General features: G+C 53.0%; 15 protein-coding genes. 11 read left to right on the forward strand and 4 right to left on the reverse strand.

Going from position 1 to position 17,983, the window contains the following annotated elements:
• Nucleotides 1–306: 306 nt before the first annotated feature.
• From QML71_RS08545 to QML71_RS08570, 6 genes are all read left to right on the forward strand, one after another.
• On the forward strand, nucleotides 307–5,553 hold the full coding sequence (locus QML71_RS08545) for a PAS domain S-box protein (protein ID WP_282011505.1): 5,247 nt from the start codon (nucleotides 307–309) through the stop codon (nucleotides 5,551–5,553).
• Nucleotides 5,554–6,233: 680 nt separating this feature from the next.
• Nucleotides 6,234–6,440 (forward strand): hypothetical protein, encoded by a 207-nt coding sequence (locus QML71_RS08550; RefSeq protein ID WP_282011506.1) that lies wholly within the window; start codon nucleotides 6,234–6,236, stop codon nucleotides 6,438–6,440.
• 217 nt (nucleotides 6,441–6,657) lie between these two features.
• Nucleotides 6,658–6,957: a hypothetical protein gene (locus QML71_RS08555; protein ID WP_282011507.1), complete on the forward strand. Its 300-nt coding sequence runs from the start codon at nucleotides 6,658–6,660 to the stop codon at nucleotides 6,955–6,957.
• A gap of 110 nt (nucleotides 6,958–7,067) precedes the next feature.
• Nucleotides 7,068–8,366: a porin gene (locus tag QML71_RS08560; protein WP_282011508.1), complete on the forward strand. Its 1,299-nt coding sequence runs from the start codon at nucleotides 7,068–7,070 to the stop codon at nucleotides 8,364–8,366.
• Between the two features lie 8 nt (nucleotides 8,367–8,374).
• A complete protein-coding gene (locus QML71_RS08565) occupies nucleotides 8,375–9,322 on the forward strand; it encodes a metal ABC transporter substrate-binding protein (protein ID WP_282011509.1) in 948 nt (315 codons plus the stop codon).
• Complete coding sequence (locus tag QML71_RS08570; protein WP_282011510.1) at nucleotides 9,319–10,140, forward strand: metal ABC transporter permease; 822 nt, start codon at nucleotides 9,319–9,321, stop codon at nucleotides 10,138–10,140. The genes QML71_RS08565 and QML71_RS08570 overlap by 4 nt, the downstream gene beginning before the upstream one ends.
• A gap of 44 nt (nucleotides 10,141–10,184) precedes the next feature.
• Here the strand turns inward: QML71_RS08570 and QML71_RS08575 are convergent, their stop codons facing one another.
• From QML71_RS08575 to QML71_RS08585, 3 genes are all read right to left on the reverse strand, one after another.
• Nucleotides 10,185–10,391: a cold-shock protein gene (locus QML71_RS08575; RefSeq protein WP_282011511.1), complete on the reverse strand. Its 207-nt coding sequence runs from the start codon at nucleotides 10,389–10,391 to the stop codon at nucleotides 10,185–10,187.
• A 174-nt stretch (nucleotides 10,392–10,565) separates the two neighbouring features.
• Nucleotides 10,566–10,988 carry a hypothetical protein gene (locus QML71_RS08580; protein ID WP_282011512.1) on the reverse strand — a complete coding sequence of 141 codons (423 nt, stop codon included), beginning with the start codon at nucleotides 10,986–10,988 and terminating at the stop codon, nucleotides 10,566–10,568.
• Nucleotides 10,989–11,098: 110 nt separating this feature from the next.
• Complete coding sequence (locus QML71_RS08585) at nucleotides 11,099–11,875, reverse strand: formylglycine-generating enzyme family protein (protein ID WP_282011513.1); 777 nt, start codon at nucleotides 11,873–11,875, stop codon at nucleotides 11,099–11,101.
• A 328-nt stretch (nucleotides 11,876–12,203) separates the two neighbouring features.
• On the opposite strand from QML71_RS08585, the gene QML71_RS08590 reads away from it, so the two are divergent.
• From QML71_RS08590 to QML71_RS08600, 3 genes are all read left to right on the forward strand, one after another.
• The gene (locus tag QML71_RS08590; RefSeq protein ID WP_282011514.1) at nucleotides 12,204–12,839 is read left to right on the forward strand and encodes a hypothetical protein; all 636 of its coding nucleotides are present in this window, start codon (nucleotides 12,204–12,206) and stop codon (nucleotides 12,837–12,839) included.
• A gap of 96 nt (nucleotides 12,840–12,935) precedes the next feature.
• Nucleotides 12,936–13,418, forward strand: coding sequence for a hypothetical protein (locus tag QML71_RS08595; RefSeq protein WP_282011515.1), 483 nt, complete (start codon nucleotides 12,936–12,938; stop codon nucleotides 13,416–13,418).
• A gap of 96 nt (nucleotides 13,419–13,514) precedes the next feature.
• Nucleotides 13,515–13,760, forward strand: coding sequence for a hypothetical protein (locus tag QML71_RS08600; protein ID WP_282011516.1), 246 nt, complete (start codon nucleotides 13,515–13,517; stop codon nucleotides 13,758–13,760).
• 31 nt (nucleotides 13,761–13,791) lie between these two features.
• Here the strand turns inward: QML71_RS08600 and QML71_RS08605 are convergent, their stop codons facing one another.
• Nucleotides 13,792–14,160: a response regulator gene (locus QML71_RS08605; RefSeq protein WP_282011517.1), complete on the reverse strand. Its 369-nt coding sequence runs from the start codon at nucleotides 14,158–14,160 to the stop codon at nucleotides 13,792–13,794.
• 152 nt (nucleotides 14,161–14,312) lie between these two features.
• Between QML71_RS08605 and QML71_RS08610 the strand changes: the two genes are divergently transcribed.
• Nucleotides 14,313–14,831, forward strand: coding sequence for a DJ-1/PfpI family protein (locus tag QML71_RS08610; RefSeq protein WP_371832118.1), 519 nt, complete (start codon nucleotides 14,313–14,315; stop codon nucleotides 14,829–14,831).
• Nucleotides 14,832–15,052: 221 nt separating this feature from the next.
• Complete coding sequence (locus QML71_RS08615) at nucleotides 15,053–17,752, forward strand: hybrid sensor histidine kinase/response regulator (protein WP_282011518.1); 2,700 nt, start codon at nucleotides 15,053–15,055, stop codon at nucleotides 17,750–17,752.
• Nucleotides 17,753–17,983: the final 231 nt, after the last annotated feature.

Consider the following 17,983-nt stretch of genomic DNA (forward strand, 5'->3'; position numbering starts at 1 on the left):
GATTCGTTGCAAACACTCCATCGATCGGGCTCCCCCAGCCAGCTTCCCCTGCAAATACAGTCTAATTGTTTGCTTTTTAAAGTCTTATCAGCTATACTCAGACCATCGTGAAATTTGAATACGCAATCCTTCCCGAAGTGGAGCGGCTCGCCACCGTCCTCACGGGAAGAATTCCTTTTCGGCATCTTTCTTGATTTTAAGAAGGAGGGGATATGAAATGCCTTAAGGAGTGCCTTGGCCATTGGCGGCATGGCTGTACCCTGCCTGTTTCCAGTGCCCAATGTTCTTTAATTTAAGGAAATCTCCATGTCGAAGAAGAATGAGCACATTGCGTCTCAGGTCGGGGTCACCCTGATCGTCGCACTGGTCCTTCTGGTCGGTTGGGAATACGCACTCAAGCAAATCTTCTTTGAGTTGTTACTCAATCAACCTGTCGATCAATCTGCATTCCAGCGATGGGAGTTCGTGATTGCCTGCTTGGCGATCGTGGCCTTATCCATCACCATCCCTTTCAGTAAAGTCCGGAAACTCCTCGACGAGCTCAAATCCGTGGAAGAAAGCCTGGTTGGCGAAAAAACGCTGTCCCGGATTTTTTTCAACGTGGACAGTTCCATCCTCATCGTCGTGGATACCAATAACCAGATCATGCAGGTCAACAAAAAGGCCCTCAAAATACTCGGTTATAAGGAAGATGATTTGCTGGGCAAGGACTGGATGCAGTTTCTCATTCGAAGCAAAGAGCGGGATGCATTGCGGCGGGAATTCATCGCGTTCGTCAACGACCGGTCGCGGAACTTCAAGGCCTTCAGCACTCCGGTCCACGATAAATCGAATCAGGAGCACCGGGTGGAATGGCAAGCCGCCCCCCTGGTGGACGAACGCGACCAGGTTTATGGAACCATCATTTCGGGATTGGATGTCACCCAGCAGAATACGGCAATCCATGAGCTGAATGCCCTCAAGGACAAATACCAACCCGCCCTGAAGAAACTGACGCAGGAACTGGAAGATAACAAACAGAAATACCATCAGGAAGCCATCAAAACGGCGCATGCCAAGGCCCGCTTCAAGTACTGGTTCAATCTGGAAAAAACCTTGATTGCCCTGACGCCGGAAGATTTTTCCAACAAGGCAGAGCTGGATGAAAGAATCCGCCAGACTCTGGAAGATTTCGGTAGCCTGTGCAGCGTGGACCACGGTTTCGTTTACATGCTTTCCCCCGGCAGGGAAAGCATGGCCAATTCCCACATCTGGGTCTCGGATGAACCCCACATGGAACCCGACTCCGATCCCATTTCCCTGTCGGACCTGCCCTGGCTGAAGAAAAAACTATTGAAACTGGAAGTGCTGCACATTCCCGACGTGGCGGCGCTGCCCAAGGAGGCCGCAGCAGAGAAGAAATTTCTCGACTCGCAGGGAGTCAAATCCATCGTCCTGGCTCCGCTGGGCGCCAGTGGCGGCCCCATTGGTTGCCTTGGGTTTGAAACCATCAACGAACCCAAGGCTTGGGATTCGGATGAAATTGAGATCTTGAAGATGCTTGCCCGGCAGATGACCCGCGTTTTTCATACCTCGGACCAAATCATTTCGGATCAGCCCCTCTCCACCTCCCAGCCGGACGATGAATCCATTGAAGGCTTCGGTTTCGATCTGGATGACGATGTCCTCGGACTGGATTTCGAAGACGCCGCAATGGAAAACGATATTAAGGAAACCGGCGGCAAGCTGGAACAGGGCCTCAAGGAACAGATTGCCAATCTGGAAAAGGCCCGCGCCACCCTCGAAGCAAAACTGGAAGACAGTAACACCGCCGAGTCCCAGCTACGCGCAGCCCAGAACGAACTGGAAAACAAACTGCACACAAAATCCGAAGAATTGGATCGACTCACCGAGTTGCTGGCTAAAGAAAAAGAAACGAAACAGCGTATGGAGGAACAACTGGCGGAGGACCAGAGTGGACTGAAACAGAAATATGAAGAGGTCCAGGAACAACTCCAATCCATTCAGGCCAAACTGGAAGAGGAAGTTCAGTCTAAAAAACAGTTGGAATCCCAACTGGCAAGCAACCAGCAAGCCCTGGAAAAAGAATTGCAGGAAAAGCGACAGGCCGACAAGCCTGCTTCCGCAGCCGACAAGACGGCCTTTGCCACCAATCTGGAAAAGCAGCTTTCCAACAAGTCCCTCGAACTTCAGAAAGTCCAGGGCCAACTTGAAAACATCACCCGAACCAAGGAAAAACTGGAAGAAAAATTAAAAATCGATCGCAATGTTCTGGAAAAGAAATTGGCGGACAAGGAAGCAGAAATCGAAGAATTGAAAGCGCAAATGGAAACCGCGGAAAATTCCAAAATGGAATTGGGCTACAAGGCATCGAAAACGCGCAGCCGGGGGAAAACAGAGGAAGAAAAGGCGCAGGAGGAACAACAGGAAGCCGAGCGGCAGGAGGAGCTTCAAATCCTTACGCTGAAACTGAGCCAGTACCAGTCTGAACTGGAAGAAAAAGATGCCGAAATGAAAGAACTGAGGCAACAGTTTTCAGAGTTTAAAACCAACGCCCCGTCCCCTCACGAAATTGAAACACTGCAAGCACAGATCGATTCCAAAGATCTGGAAGTGCAGCAACTCCAGGAAACACTGGATGAGGTCCATGTGGCGAAAAACTGGGTCGAGACCGAACTGTCCAAACTGCGGAAGGACATGGAGAAACTCGAAGAAAACTTTGAAGTGCTGGAAGCCTCCCGCACCGTCCTGCAAACGGAGATTGAAGAGTTTCGACAAATCCAGACTCAATTCGAACAAAAAAATCAGGAATATCAGGAACTCCAGCATGACACGGAGAACCTTGAAATTGCCAATCAGCAAATGATGACCGACCTCGAAGAAAAAGATCGTCTCATTGAAGAGCTCAGATACCAGAGCCAGCGTTTGGATCAAGTGGGTCTGCCGCTGTTCACCATGAACACCCGTGGCGTCATCATGACCTGGAATCAGGGCGCTCAGACTTTGACGGGTTATTATCAGGAGGCCGCGCAGGGCCAACCGATCAGCTTCTTGTTTCCGAAAGATGAGGACATTCAGTTGCAACGGGATGTTCTCGACCCCCTCAAAGAAAACGGCGCGGTGAACCTGCTGCTGCCCCTTTCTTTTGGCAACGGCAATCATGAACAATGTGAAAAGGGGCTCATCAGCCTGGCCTTGTTTACAAACGGGACCGCCTCGGATGAAGCGATTGGCGTGATCGCCGACATCTCCAATGACCGCAAAGCGGAAGAAGCCCTGCAAAGCCTCAAGGATTACTACGATTCGATGCTGAAAAAATCCGGATTGATTTCGGTGACGCTCTCTGCGGATTTCGAAATCACCGAATTTGGACCGGCGGCGGAAACGGCCCTCGGCTGGACGCCGCAAAATGCAGGCAATCGGAACTTTTTTGAAAAGGTGATGCCGGACAAGGATTGGAAAGGTTTCGCCGCCACAACCGCGGATCAACTCAAAGAAAAGAGTGTGTTCCAATTCGAATCCGACACGCCGGTCGATAACTCCACAAAGCACACCATGGTCTGGAATTTGATCCGCGAATCACACGACTCCAAAACGCCAGGGTCCATACTCGCGATCGGCCAGGACATTCATGAGATGCGGGAACGCGAAAACAACATCAAGGAACGCGAGGCACTCCTTGCATCTATCATCGATCAGGCTGTGGATGGGTTCGTCACCATTGATGAAAGCGGCATCATTCAATCCTTCAACAGCACGGCGGAAACCATGTTCGGATATTCCAGCTCTGAGGTCGTCGGGCGCAACATCAGCATGTTGATGCCGGAGCCGTACCGCAGCGAGCATGGCAATTATCTGTCCCGTTACATGCAGACCGGCAAGGCCAACCTCGTCGGCAAGGAGCCGCGCGAATTTCCGGGGCAGGCCAAAGACGGCACCGTTTTCCCCATCGAAGTGGCGGTCCGTGAAATCTATCAGGGCTACCGGCGCATGTTTGTCGGCATCATTCACGATGTCCGCAAGCGCAAACAATTCGAGATCACCTCCAGGGAAAACGAAGAAAAATTCCGCAAACTTCTGGAAGCGGAAACCGATGCCATCTTCATGGTCAACCTTGCGGACAACCGCATTTTGGAGGGCAACGAAGCATCGGCCAAACTGTTCGGATACAACCGGAACGAACTGCCGAAACTCAAATACACCGATCTCTTTATCAACGGATCCACCACCTCCCGAAGCGGCGGCCAAAGCGGCGCCCTCGGACTGGGCCCCCGCAAGAAAAGCGACCTCGGCCACTTCAATAAAAAGGATGGCACGGTTTTCCCTGCACAAGTCACCTCTAGCTCATTCGTCATTCAAAATGAAAAATTGAGTTTGTATATCGTTCGTGACATGACCCCGCAACTGAAAGCGGAAGAAACCATTCAGGAAAGTGAGCGCCACCTGAGCGACATTCTCAATCAGGCGGCACTGCCGATTTACATCAAAGACATGGAAGGACGCTACCTGCTGGCCAACAACGCGTTCCAAAAACTATTCAACATTCGCAGCAACCAGTTGCTGGGCAAAACCGATCACGAAGTGTTCCCCGCGGACATCGCCGACATTCTGGTCAACACGGACCGGCAGGCCCTGGAGACGGGACAGAACGTGGAGTCCAATGAATCGATATTGCACGATGACGGCATTCACAACTATACGGTGATCAAACACCCCATGCGAAATTCTGCCGGCGTGTTGTACGGAGTGTGCGGCATCCTGAACGACAACTCACCGCGCACACGGCTGGAATCGGAACTGGCACGCATGCGCACCGAGTTTCAGGATCGCCTGGACCACTACCTTCAATCCATGGCGGCTCAGCACGAGAAGCACGTGCTGTCGGAACGCTCTTCCGCAGCCGCGCAGGCCATGACCGGCCTCGCCAACCAGATCAGCAATCCCATTCATGGCATTCAGAATATTCTGGAACAGTTGAGTGATCGCGCAGCCATGGAGGAAATTCATAAAGGCCTGATGACCGTGGCCCTGAATGAGTGCCGCCGTGTCGCGGATCTGAGCGAGCAGTTGCAGCGCTGCGATATCCCCAAACTCGATGAATCCGAAGCCGTGGACCTGCACGCCCTGCTGCATGAGTTCACGACCCTGGAAGACAACAAAACCGACCCTCCCATACAGTTCGAGGAACACCTGACACCCAACCTGAAATCCATCGAAGGCAATCGCGCACAGGTGAAGCTCGCCTTGCAGCATGTTTTTCAGAATGCCCTCGAAGCCAATTCCGGACAGTCCGGAAAAATCGTCATTGCCACAGAACTGGTGGAAGACAAAGTTCGAGTCCATATTCAGGATACCGGCTGCGGCATTCCGGAAGAAATCCGCGGTCGCATTTTCGATCCCTTCTTCACCACCAAAAAAGCCAGCAAGCGCGCCGGACTGGGATTGATGATGGTGTTGGGCGTGATCAAAAATCATGGCGGCGATATCGATGTTCATAGCGAGGCCGGGAAAGGCACCACCGTCACCCTCAGCCTGCCCCTCAAACAAAAATAAAAACAAACGGCACAAAAAAATCCCCCACCGGATCAACCCGGTGGGGGATTTATTTATTCGCATCCTTCTCAGGGCGCAGGAATCGGGCCAGGCAGCGCTTCCCTGCTCCGGCAATATGCCGGTAACTGAAATGAACCTCGCTGCGCGGTCAGTTCAAACAAATACCACGGAACCGGTTCCGATTCATATGAGTCTGGATCACCTGCAATACAGGTTGAGGAACCTGCTGGGATCCCTGGCTGGCAAGACCATCACGGACTTTTAAAGACTCCGCCAGGGTCAACGGCTTTGCCCAGAAGGTTTTGTCCCAAAGGGGTTTTGGAGATCGCGCGTTCATAATATCTCAAAATACGGGTTGAAAAATCGCCTGCTGTTCTCAAGATTTAGATTCAAAAAATACCCGTTCGTTTCACACAAATCAAGCATTTCCCGCTTTTTCCCCACCCCAAAAGCCCATTCCGGGGAAAAACCGCCCTCCCCGGCCCCAGAATATTAAAATTTTTTAATGCTTCTTTAACCTTCATTTAATTCTCAATCCTTATTATGACACTAGATAAAAAAAGGGGGGACTGACGTTCCTGTCCCAGCGAACACCTCAGTCCATACACACGGCGGCAGCATGCCGTCGGTTCCAAAACAGAAAGCCCGGCTCCGCTCACCCTAGCCTGAAGGAGGTAATCATGCTCTATCCGGTTAAAGTCTTCGGTCACAATGGGAAATTGAAAAAAGAGGTTTCCACCCAGACCCTCAGTAAAAAGTATTGGGAAAGCTTTTTTGATCCGGAGAAGAAAAATCTACAGATCAAACCCAAGGACGCAAATCGCAAATTGTTGAACGAAATTTACGGCACCGTCGAGTATCCCGACCATTTTTACAGCGAAGATTGAGTTGCTCCCGAGACCTGACCCTGCCAAGGACAGGCTCCTCCTCCCAGGCGTGACGGCCCTCTCTTCTTTTGGAAGAGAGGGCCTCGCTGCTGGACTCCCACCCCGCCGCGACTCCCCCGCATCCAAATTATTTTCTGATTTTCCAAAATCGGTTGAATCCCAGCCCCCAAAACTACATCCTAAGCCAAACGCCCAATCACGGGTTCGACCTGATTACATGACGCCATCGAACACATTCAAACGCCGAAACTTCCTGTGGACCGCACTGTTTACCCTGTGTTTTACGGCCATGGTGGGGTTTTCTCCCTTCCTGCACAGTCATGAATTTGACCTCAAAGACTTGCATCAGGATTGTTCCCCCTGCCATTTTTCACACTCCAATGCGGGGTTGATCCCAACCCTCGCACCGCTGAATGCTGACTTTGATACTGTTTCCCAGATCATCTTTTACCAGGAAACGCATTCGCAATCCGTTTCCACCCGCCACTCCGGAAGAAGCCCTCCCCTTTTCTCCTGAACATTCAAGGTTTTTGATCCACGATCATTCACCGCAACACCCGTGCTCCGTCCGGAATTCCCGGGCGTGTGGCATGCGCTGCGTGTTGCCCATAAATTCAGGAGTTTTGCATGAAACCGCTCAAACTCTCCGCATTCGTGTGCGGTGTGTGCCTGCTGGCTGTGCCTGCTGTCGCCCAGGAAACCAAAACCGATTCGGAAACGTACAAGCTGGAACAGCAGATCAAACGGCTGGAACGGCGTATCAATAAGCTGGAGACCCAGCCATCGGGACCCACCGCGCCACAACAGGCCCCCGGCACCCAGCCATCCGGCAGCATCACCCCGGATATTTATAAGAATCTCCCAAAAGGGACCGGCAGTTCCGCGGACTCCTCGTTCTCCACCGCCACAGGTTTGTCGCGGTTTTTCAATCCGGCAGTTTCTGTCAACGGCCTGTTCCTCGGACAGTACCGGTCCATTGGCAACACCGACCCCGACAACGAAAACTCGACCGGATTCAAAATCCAGGAGATGGAGCTGCAGTTCACCGCCAACGTGGACACCTATCTCCGCGCCAATTTCCGCGCCACGTTCGAAGGGGACGAAGTGGAAATCGAGGAATCCTTCATCGATGCATTGTTGATGGACAGGCTGGCTCTTCGCGCCGGAAAATTTTATACCAGCTTTGGCAAGCACAACCTGCTGCACACCCATCAGTTTCCCTTCATTGACCAGCCTCTGGTCAACGAAACCTTGTTTGGGGACGAAGGTCTGCTTGAGGTCGGAGTGGGAACCAGTTATCTTGTTCCGGTGCCCTGGTACTCGGAAGCCATATTTCAAGTGGTCCAGGGCGACAATGAAATTCAGTTCAATGGGCCATTGAATAACGATTTTCTCTACTTGGCCCATTTGAAAAACCTGTGGGATCTGGACGAGGAAACCACGCTGGAGTTGGGAGGCTCCTTCGCCACCGGACGCAACGAAGCCGGGGCCCAGTCCGGCTCCGGACGCGGCCGCACCAATCTGGTGGGAGGCAACATGACGCTCAAATGGAATCCCGCCAAGCGATCGCGATACAAAACACTTATCTGGCAGACCGAGTACATCGGCTCGTTTCAGGAAACCGGCACCAACCCCGTCACCAACGCCGCCAACCCGGACCTCAACCGGGGCGGCATGTACAGCATGGTGCAGTATCAGTTTCTGGAACGCTGGTGGGTGCAGGGTCGTTACGATTACGTCGGTTTCCACGAGCCGAAACATTTCGACGACCAGTACCGCTGGTCCGGTCTCATAGGGTACGTGCCGAGCGAGTTCTCGGCCATCCGCCTGCAGTACAACTATCTCGACCAGGGATTCTCGGAAGAACAGCAGGTGATGTTGCAATTGAACTTCTCGATGGGTTCCCATCCCGCACACACTTACTGAGGAGGCTCATGACAAACCATCGCAATCTGCAGTCAGGCTTGCGTCCGGTATTTTGGGCGGGTATCGGGATCGCGCTCTTGCTTTTGCTGAGCGCCCTCCCGGCCCATGCCGTGATGAAGGTCGTCACCACCACCGAAGACCTCGCGTCGCTGACGCGGGAAGTGGGAGGACAGCATGTGGAGGTCGCCAGCCTCACCCGCGGATATCAGGACCCGCATTTCGTTCAGGCCAAACCGAGCCTCATGGTCACCCTGCACGGAGCGGAACTGTTGATCTACCAGGGACTCGACCTCGAGGTCGGTTGGTTACCGCTGTTGATCCAGGGCGCACGCAACTCAAAAATCCGCTACGGCGAGCCCGGCCTGCTGGACATGTCGCTGGCGATCGACCCCATCCAGGTGCCGGAAACCCCGGTGGACCGGTCGATGGGCGACGTGCATCCCTTCGGCAATCCGCACTACACCCTCGATCCGGAAAACATCAAGCCCATGGTGTTCCTGCTGGCGGATCATCTGACCAAACTCGACCCTGCGCACGAAAGCGATTTCGCCGCCAACCGCGACAGTTTTGTAAAACGGTTTGAAGAAAGGCTCGCGCAGTGGAAACGCATCATGGAACCGATGAAAGGCGTGCGGCTCGTCACCTACCACCGCACCTGGGATTATTTTCTGCAGCGCTTCGGCATCGAGTCGATTGGCACCGTCGAGGTGAAGCCCGGCGTGCAACCCACCCCGTCCCACCTGGCCCAGCTTGCAGATAAAATGAAGTCGCAGAAAGTGGACGTCATTCTACAGGCCAGCTATTACCGCCTGCGTTTTTCAGAACTGCTGGCGGAAAAAACCGAAGCCAAGGTTCTCAGCCTGCCGCCGGGGGTGGGGGGTGTCCCGGAAGCAGGAACCACCATCGCCTTCTTCGATTTTCTGATCAGCACCATTTACGGGGCTTCCCTGCCATGAGCGCATTCCTCACTTTCATGGCCGCGCCGGCGGTCGGGTGCGTCATCCTCGCCCTTGTCTTCACCTACTTCGGCTTGCACGTTTTGAAACGCGAAGTGATTTTCGTCGATTTGTCGCTGGCGCAACTGGCGGCACTGGGTGCGACGCTGGGATTCGCACTGGAATGGGACGCGCATTCCTGGGGCGCGCAAGGACTTTCCCTGTTGTTCATTCTTCTCGGTGCGCTGTTTTTCGCCGTGGTGGAATACCGCTTTCCCGAGGTGTCGCAGGAAGCGGTGATCGGCATCGTGTACGTGGTCGGCGCATCGCTCGCCATCATCATTGCCGACCAGGCTCCCCATGCGGCGGAGCATATTCAGTTCATGCTGAACGGCTCGATCCTGTGGATCACCTGGTCGGGCGTGGCAACACTGGCTGTGACGGCGGCGGGAGTGGGATTGCTGGCGTGGAAGTGGCGCAAGCCGATTGAAACCTGGTTCGACCGCAAGACCACCGCCCCCCGTTCCTACAAACGGGCCCTGTGGGACTTTGCGTTTTATACTCTGCTTGGCGCGGTGATTGCCGTCTCCATCAAAACTGCGGGCATCTTTCTCGTGTTCACCCTGCTCATCATCCCGGCGGTGTGCGCCACGTTGTTTGCAAATACCCTGTATCGTCAATTCGTTTTAGGTTCGGTGATCGGTGCGGCGGGAAGCCTTGCGGGATTGGCTCTGTCTTTTTCGCTGGACGTGCCGACCGGCGCGATGATCGTCACCACGTTTGGCGGATTGTTCGGACTGGCCTTGATTTTTCGCCTCATCCGAAACGGCCTGCAATAAAAAAAGGCGAGGCCAAAGCCCCGCCCTTTTGCATGCAGTTTGTATTAGATTTCTTTCTTCGACACGTTGGAGGCCTGCGGACCTTTGGGACCATCGCTGATCTCAAACTCCACATCCTGCCCCTGCGTGAGTGACCGATACCCCTCCTCTTGAATCGCTGAGTAGTGAACAAAAATGTCTTTCCCCTCTTCAGATTGAATGAAGCCATAACCCTTTTTGTTACTGAACCACTTAACTTTTCCGATCGGCATAACCACCCCCTGAAAAACTTGAAATCCAGCTTTTTTATAGCAGTTATTAAAGAGGGGTTCAAGCGCTATCCCTTGCGGGAAGCGGCTCCGGGAGGGTATGGCGAAAAAAGGAGGGGTTGGAAATCATTGAAAATCAAGACACACAGAATTAGCCCAAATGGGGTAGTCGGCTAATTATTTGTTTTTAGCGCGCAAGGTCGCCTCGAACTGTTCCCGCTCGATGCGCAATTTTTCCAGAAACTTATCCACACCGCCGTACTCTTTTTCATAATGCGCGCGGATGGCATCCACCGTTTCAATTTTATCCGTGGTCTCTCCCACCAGGCATCGTCCATGCCGATCACAAGCCCAAATCGGGTAATCCTTCTCCACCTTATCCCGCAAGTCTTCGGGGATGTTTTCGCGGTGCGGCAGGGTGGAATAGCTGGCATCGACGCGTTCCTCGATGCGGTCCAGTTCCTTGAACAGGTCATCGATGTTTTCTCCATCCCAATCGCCGACATGCTCGTCGCCATCGGCGGACATGATGCGGCTTTTAATGGCGGGATCGATCTCGACCTTATCCAGTGAAAAACGCCGTTCGTGTTCGGAAGGCATAACGCATTCTCTCCATTGATTATCGATGACGGTATGACCAAAACCGTACACCATTTGGCTTAAAATCGAAACCTCAAATTGGGGATGACGAGAATGCCGCCCTCACCGTCTCATTCCGGCGACCGGGCGAGGCGGAAACCGAGGATGTAATGGCGGTGATCCGGGAGGCCGCGATAGCGCGTGGCGGAACGCACATAGGTGACGAGGTTGGTCACGGCGCCACCGCGGCGGGTTTTAAAACGACCGCTGTCCGGCCCCCGCGGATTGTCGCGGGGGCTGTGGTGATAGTAACCATGTCCATACCAGTCGCTGACCCATTCCCACACATTGCCCAGCATGTCGTGCAAGCCGAACGCGTTGGGTTTGCGGGTGCCCACCGGGTGCGTCTGAAACTCGGCGGAGCCGTAATACCAGACGTAGGCGTTGTCCATTTCATCGCCCCAGTAATAGCGGGTGCGGGTGCCGGCGCGGGCGGCGCGTTCCCATTCCGCTTCCGTCGGCAGGCGGTAGGCCTGAGTGTTTTCAGTCTCGTTGAGTTTTTGGATGAAGGCCATGGCGTCGTTCCACGAGATGCGTTCCACCGGGCGGCGGGAGTCTTTGTACTTCGATGGGTTGTGTCCCATCAGTTTCTGGTACTGCGCCTGGGTGACCTCATAGCGCCCGATATAAAAATCGCCGACGCATACTTCGTGCTCGGGCTTTTCATAATCGTATCCGCCGTCGTCCCCCATCACGTAACACCCGCCGGGAACCTTGACCAACTCGATGCCGGTCGCGGGGGAGACGAATTCCGCGAGGCTTTCATCGGCAACCTGTCCGGCTCCGGCACTCATGCCGCCCGCCAGCAACAGGGCCCCTCCCAGTAAAACAATTCGGACTGTCTTCATGGCTATTCCGGACATCTGGTGAACATATCAACAGGAAATGGGCCGACGGCCCGCAAACTTCCGCAGAGAGTTCGACCCATCTAAAAAAAAACCGATTCTAGCAAATATTTATAAAAAGCATTATTGGAATAATTTCAAAGCGTTCCTTTATTCAAGGGACCGGGCCTGCATTTTTCCGCTAGGCGGTGACTTTTGATTTGGTTATGATGACCGCAAACAATCCCTTTCGCTCTCAAGGATCATGTCCGTTCATCTTCGGTCCCGGCAAAACGCTGAAGTTATCAGGAGCCGTTACACCAAACCATTGGTTTGCCTTTTTGTCGTTTTGTTGTTGCCTGCCTGGGTGCTGGCCGCCCTTCCCAAACACAGCGCATACCATCGATTTGGCGGCGCCACGCTGAGTGTCCCTTTTGAATACGTCGTCGCGGATTGTTCCCACATACGCAGCCAGTTGTTCCGCAAGCAAAACACGCATTCCGTGCCTGCGACCGAAGTGGTCGCCAGCGAATGCAACCGGGACATCGAGGTCACCCTGCCTGAAGTGAGCGACCCTTCCCGGTTTGAACTGGTGATTGAGGTCAACAAGGGCGAGCGCTGGGAGCATCTCGACACCATCGCCATCACCGGGTTTCCGCGTGACATGTTCAAATCGTTCCGGCAGTGGGCGAAGGAACACAAGCTGATGGTGGCCGACAGCGAAGGCAAGCTGGAAGCCTTTTTGAAGGAGCAGGACATCCCGTACATCAGCGCCTTCGGGTTCGAGCCGCCTTCCCCCAGCGCGGTCATGAAGGTCGGCAAGCGGGAATATGTATTCAATGAGATCGAAACCCCCTTCCCAAAAATCTGGATCAAGGACGACCAGGTGGTGTTTGAGCTTCGCTTTCTGGATCAGTTATCGACCAATCCTCTCGCCCAGAAAGAACTGTTGCAGGTACTGAGCCAGGACATAAACCAAAACAAATGAACGGCTGCCCTCCTGCACTCCAACCCAATTTTCGATAGACCTTCCCTGCCCCATCTGCGACACTGACATTCGCTTTGGAATCATTAGAGGACTGCGATGAGATCGTCGGGACAAGGCGCGAAGGCCTTTGCCATCTGGGGCACGCTGGGCATGTTCCTGGTACTGCCGCTGCTGTTCGTGGACTGGGAGGACCCGCCGCAATACCCCAAACTGGAGGGTGCGGTGAACGTGGTCCGGTACCTCTCCGCCCCCCGGCAAACGGCGCGGTCGTCGTTTCTGGCGATGTATCCCAACGGCCAGCCTTCCGAATTTGTGAAATGGATGTTCTCCACGGTGGGCAAGGCGGAGTGGCCGCCGATGGAAGGGGGATTTGAGGCCGGGCAGGCAAAATCCATCCGCATCCCGTTGATCCCCGCCGGCATCCTTCTGCTGCCGGGGCAGCCGCACCTCAATCAAAAGGGACGGCAACTGGTGGTGAGCGCGGATGACAAACGCGGCGTGCTGGTGCTGGATGCCTACTTCGACCCCGGCCACCCGCCGGTGTTTTCACGAGAGCTGGAGTTCAAACTTCCAAAGTGAAGTGAGCTTCCCTGCTTGACAAAACAGACCGTTATTGGAAACAATCTGTATTTCCCATCGACATCAGTTTTTTAAAGGAATGATTGGATATCGACCATGAAAAAATATGAAATCCATAGTGTGTGCGATGCCTGCGGTGACACGCATCCAACCCGGCATCACGTGATGCTGGAAAACGGCCCGGACGAAACGAAAACCGTGGAAGAAATCTGGGAAGGGCAGGATCTGCCTGGGGAAGTGAAAGCGGTGCTCGCCAATCCGTTTCAATGCCCGGTAACCAAATCGTTCATCCGCCAGGAAGAGACCGACCAGGTTTTTCTCGTTCCCTTATCTTACAAATGACGGGTTGTCGTTTTTTCGGTTACGAAGAGGATCAGATTTTCAGGTATTTATTCACCCTGTCTTCCAGCTGTTGCAGATCAACCGGCTTGGAGAGGACATCCGTCGCGCCATGCTTCATGCACTCGTCCACTCCGTCCAACTGGGACTGTGCGGAAACAACGATGACGGGAACGTTTTTGTCCTTCTTGCGAATGCGTTGCAGCATTTCATACCCGTCCATGATCGGCATTCGAATATCCAGAATGATCAGGCAGGGTCTCAAATCAAAAAACTTTTTAAGACCTTCCTTGCCATCTTCAGCAATTTCAACCCGGTAGCCCAATGTGTTGAAAAATTCGCTCAGTACCTGGCAGCTATCGTAATGATCATCCACTATCAGTATCAAATCGCTCGCCGTCATGCTCTTCCTCGATCCCTTCAGCAGAAAGTACGAACCCAGTTTTCGGTTTCTCGAAGATTGAGAATATCATAAAACTGTATAATGCCAATTGGTAAAACACATTTTATTCCGAGTTGATGATGCCCCTTCAAGAGAAGAACATTCTGATTATCATGCCCAAAAATCAGTTTGAGGAACAGGAGTTGTTCGGCCTGCGACAGGCCTTGGAGCCCACCGGGGCGCGCACGGTTGTCGTCTCCAAATCGGGGCAGGCGGCAACCGGAATGAACCGGGAACGCTACACGCCGGACGGCACGATCATCGACTGGAACAAGCAGGAAGGCATTTTCGGCAAATACCATGCGGTGATTGTGATTGGCGGCAAGGGCGCGGCCAAATCCCTGTGGGACGACCCCATCGTGCCGCAGATTCTGGTCGATCATTACCGGGCCGGCAGCGTGATCGCCGCCATCGGCGCGGGCATTGTGGTGCTCGCCCGGGCATCCCTGCTCAACGGCCGGTGCGCCTCTCCGGATCTCGATCTTGCCATTGCGGAGCTGGACCGTCTCGGTATTTATTGTGAGGAGGAGGACGTCATCGCAGACGATCGAATCGTGACGGCGAGAGATGGTTCCGCGGCATCCTCCCTGGTGAAAAGCATCGTGGAACTCTGTCAAAACACACCCACTTAATCGCGCCCTTTTCAAAGTCTTTTATAACCCTACCTTGGCCTTGCCCCATCCTTGTTTATCCGCTATTCCGGATAAGCCCCCTTCCCTTCCGCACTTCTTTCTCCTCCCCCGGTTTTCACGGGAAAAGTGAGGCCTTGCAAGATTAATCGTATTCGCCTTGACCGGATGGACTTTCTGGCATTTAATTCGGAAGAAGTTCAATTTCAGACAATGGACTCGCTATGAAGCTGACGACAAAAATCTATCTGTTTGTTTTCATCATCAGCCTGACTATCGCTTCTGCCAATTTTTATCTTGCCGAACGCACAGAGTCCGCCCTCGAGAAACAAATCGGCCACGAATTGCACGATCTCGTGAATGAGGCCATGGGTGCCTTGGATCGAATGCTGTTCCTCCGCATGGAGGAAATTGAGCTTCAACCCCTCGATATGCAACTGGATCATGTTTTCGACCACTCCAATCTCGATCTGGAAGCCATTCCGAACAGGAAGCAATACATTCAAAAAGTGGATCAGGCCTGGAAACAGGGCGCCACTCCTGTAGAGATTGAGTTGATCCTCTCCAACACGCTTTCAAAGGAATTTGAAAACAAAATCCAGTTCCTCAATCAAAAGTTTCACTTTTATGTCTTCAACGAGATTTTTGCCACCAACCGGTACGGCACCATCATGGGCTGCTTCCCCAGAACCACCGACTATTACCAGGGCGATGAAGACTGGTACCGGAATGCGGTTCAATCGGATGGCATTTCCGTTGAAGATGTCGAATACGATGACAGCGCCGCCGCCTACACGGTCCGGGTTTCCAAAAAGGTGCTGGATGAGCAGGGTAATCTAAACGGCATGGTCACCGCCGCCATCAATATCAAAATCATTAAGGACATACTGGATGAGATACGGCAGGGTTCAAATTTTCGTACCCTGGAATATTACCTGGTCAACAAGCAAGGGGAAGTCTTACTAACCGGCTTCAACCCGAATAGAAAAGAAACCAGCTTGAAACCCCTTGAGTTTAAAGAAACGTTTCCGCTCTGGCCGGCGATCACGGAATCGATGAAACAAGACCGGGAGTTTCACAACGAGCTCCTGCAATCCAGGCCTTCGCTGGTTACCTACGACAAATCCAAGGGCTACAAGGGTTACAAGGGGCTTGGATGGACCCTGGTTTATGTGGTGGATCGCCATGAGGTCATGGGACCGGTCACGCAACTGAAATCAGACCTGATAACCATCCTGTTCCCCATAATCGCCGGCGTGCTGGTTTTGATAGGTTTTTTTGTGCAGTCGATCATAAAACCCATTCAACGCCTGACCCGGCAGGCCGACTCCATCAGCCATGGCAACTGGGACTTGAAGCTGGCTGTGCGTTCCAAAAATGAACTGGGGCAACTGGCACAGGCATTCAATCGCATGACGACGGTGATCAAAACCAATCAGGATGAGTTGGAAGCCAAAGTCGAAGAGCGCACACGGAAATTCATGGGAGCACAGAAGATCGCGGAAGAAGCCCGGGAGATGGACAACGCCAAAAGCCAGTTTCTGGTCAACATAAGCCACGAAATCCGCACCCCGCTCAATGCCATTCTCGGTTACAGCCAGATCCTGCAACGCAGCAACAATCTGACTGATGAGCAAAAAGAAAAACTCAGCATAGTTTACCGGTCGGGGGGTCACCTGCTGGCCTTGATCAACGACATCCTTGATGTTTCCAAAATCGAAGCCAGAAAAGAAAATCTGGCCAATCACGAGTTCAACCTGATCACCCTAGTTCACCAGTTGGCGGAAATCACGCGTGTGGATTGCCAGGAAAAAGAGTTGAAGTTCAAACTGGTGTCGTTTCCCCTGGATCAGGAAATCTGGGTCTGGGGCGACGAGGGAAAGTTGCGCCGGGTCCTGGTAAAGCTGTTGAGCAACGCCGCCAAGTTTACCGAGACCGGCGGCGTGCTGCTCCGCGTTATCGCAAGAAAAAACGATACATACCGGTTTGAAGTGGTCGATACCGGTCCCGGTATCCCATCCGATGAATATGCCAGCATCTTTGAACCCTTCCGCCAGGGGAAAGTGGGAAAATCCAAGGGCGGCACCGGGATGGGACTCACCATCTGCCAGCGGCTGGTGAAAATCATGGATAGTGAACTCAAACTCGAATCCAAACCCGGGAAGGGATCCCGGTTTTATTTTTCGTTATTCCTTCCCCCGGCCAGCAAAAAAGCCGACCCCGATCCCGCTCTGGGCGAGTTCGCACAAAAAACCGGCGCACCGCTCATCCAAGCCCTGCTGGTCGATGATAACAAGGCAAACCTCGATATCTTAAAAGAACTGATCTCCACCCTCGGCGTCGATGTACAAACGGCGGAAGATGGTGAGCACAGCCTGACCCTGATCGAAAACTGGAAGCCGGACATCATCTTTCTCGACCACCAGATGCCGGGCTTGACCGGCATTGAGGTCATGCAGCAAATTCATGAAACGTACGGGAAGGATCGCTTCAAGATCGTCATGACCACCGCGTCCACGCTGACCCACCAGACCAAAGAGTTCCTGAATGCAGGGGCGGACGCGGTGTTGAGAAAACCGGTGGTCTATGAAGACCTGCTTAAAACCACCCACAAACTGTTGAAAGATAAATTTACCACTCCGCCGTCTTCGACAAACACCCCGGCACCGCAAACGGAGACACAGGCGGCGTCCGAGCCGCTGAATTACGAAACCATAGAGATTCCCCAGTCGTTGTGGTCCACAATCGACCACAATGTCCGCATGGGGTTGTTCATGGATTTTGAAAAAAATCTGGAGACCTTGAAAGGTTTGGGTCCTGACCAGGCCCGGCTGGCAGAGCGGATGTTCAAATTAGGGCGGAGATTTGAATCAAAGAAAATTTTGTATATCCTGGCTAATATTCGGAAATCCGATGACAATTGACTTAACCCAACATACCGAAACTTTCTATCGACTCCCCGTCTGCAGTGCCCCCTCCCCCTCGATAAATCAAAAGTATATCTTGCTGCCTTGGGAATATGTATATCATTGAAAAAATGTGTATTATCGAGTATTCTTCTTAAAGCAAGTCTGTATCTAACAGCAAATAGGGCGCATTTCTATTTTTTTCAATGTCTAGAAGTTCGATAACTGTTTTTAGTGTTTCAAAACAAT

The sequence above is a fragment of the Nitrospina watsonii genome (assembly GCF_946900835.1).
In the GTDB taxonomy this organism is placed as follows: domain Bacteria; phylum Nitrospinota; class Nitrospinia; order Nitrospinales; family Nitrospinaceae; genus Nitrospina; species Nitrospina watsonii.

Coding starts and splice junctions, on each gene's coding strand:
- QML71_RS08565 (WP_282011509.1), top strand. CDS start 8,375: ATGACAAACCATCGCAATCTGCAGTCAGGCTTGCGTCCGGTATTTTGG.
- QML71_RS08600 (WP_282011516.1), top strand. CDS start 13,515: ATGAAAAAATATGAAATCCATAGTGTGTGCGATGCCTGCGGTGACACG.
- QML71_RS08545 (WP_282011505.1), top strand. CDS start 307: ATGTCGAAGAAGAATGAGCACATTGCGTCTCAGGTCGGGGTCACCCTG.
- QML71_RS08560 (WP_282011508.1), top strand. CDS start 7,068: ATGAAACCGCTCAAACTCTCCGCATTCGTGTGCGGTGTGTGCCTGCTG.
- QML71_RS08575 (WP_282011511.1), bottom strand. CDS start 10,391: ATGCCGATCGGAAAAGTTAAGTGGTTCAGTAACAAAAAGGGTTATGGC.
- QML71_RS08550 (WP_282011506.1), top strand. CDS start 6,234: ATGCTCTATCCGGTTAAAGTCTTCGGTCACAATGGGAAATTGAAAAAA.
- QML71_RS08585 (WP_282011513.1), bottom strand. CDS start 11,875: ATGAAGACAGTCCGAATTGTTTTACTGGGAGGGGCCCTGTTGCTGGCG.
- QML71_RS08605 (WP_282011517.1), bottom strand. CDS start 14,160: ATGACGGCGAGCGATTTGATACTGATAGTGGATGATCATTACGATAGC.
- QML71_RS08595 (WP_282011515.1), top strand. CDS start 12,936: ATGAGATCGTCGGGACAAGGCGCGAAGGCCTTTGCCATCTGGGGCACG.
- QML71_RS08580 (WP_282011512.1), bottom strand. CDS start 10,988: ATGCCTTCCGAACACGAACGGCGTTTTTCACTGGATAAGGTCGAGATC.
- QML71_RS08610 (WP_371832118.1), top strand. CDS start 14,313: ATGCCCAAAAATCAGTTTGAGGAACAGGAGTTGTTCGGCCTGCGACAG.
- QML71_RS08570 (WP_282011510.1), top strand. CDS start 9,319: ATGAGCGCATTCCTCACTTTCATGGCCGCGCCGGCGGTCGGGTGCGTC.
- QML71_RS08555 (WP_282011507.1), top strand. CDS start 6,658: ATGACGCCATCGAACACATTCAAACGCCGAAACTTCCTGTGGACCGCA.
- QML71_RS08615 (WP_282011518.1), top strand. CDS start 15,053: ATGAAGCTGACGACAAAAATCTATCTGTTTGTTTTCATCATCAGCCTG.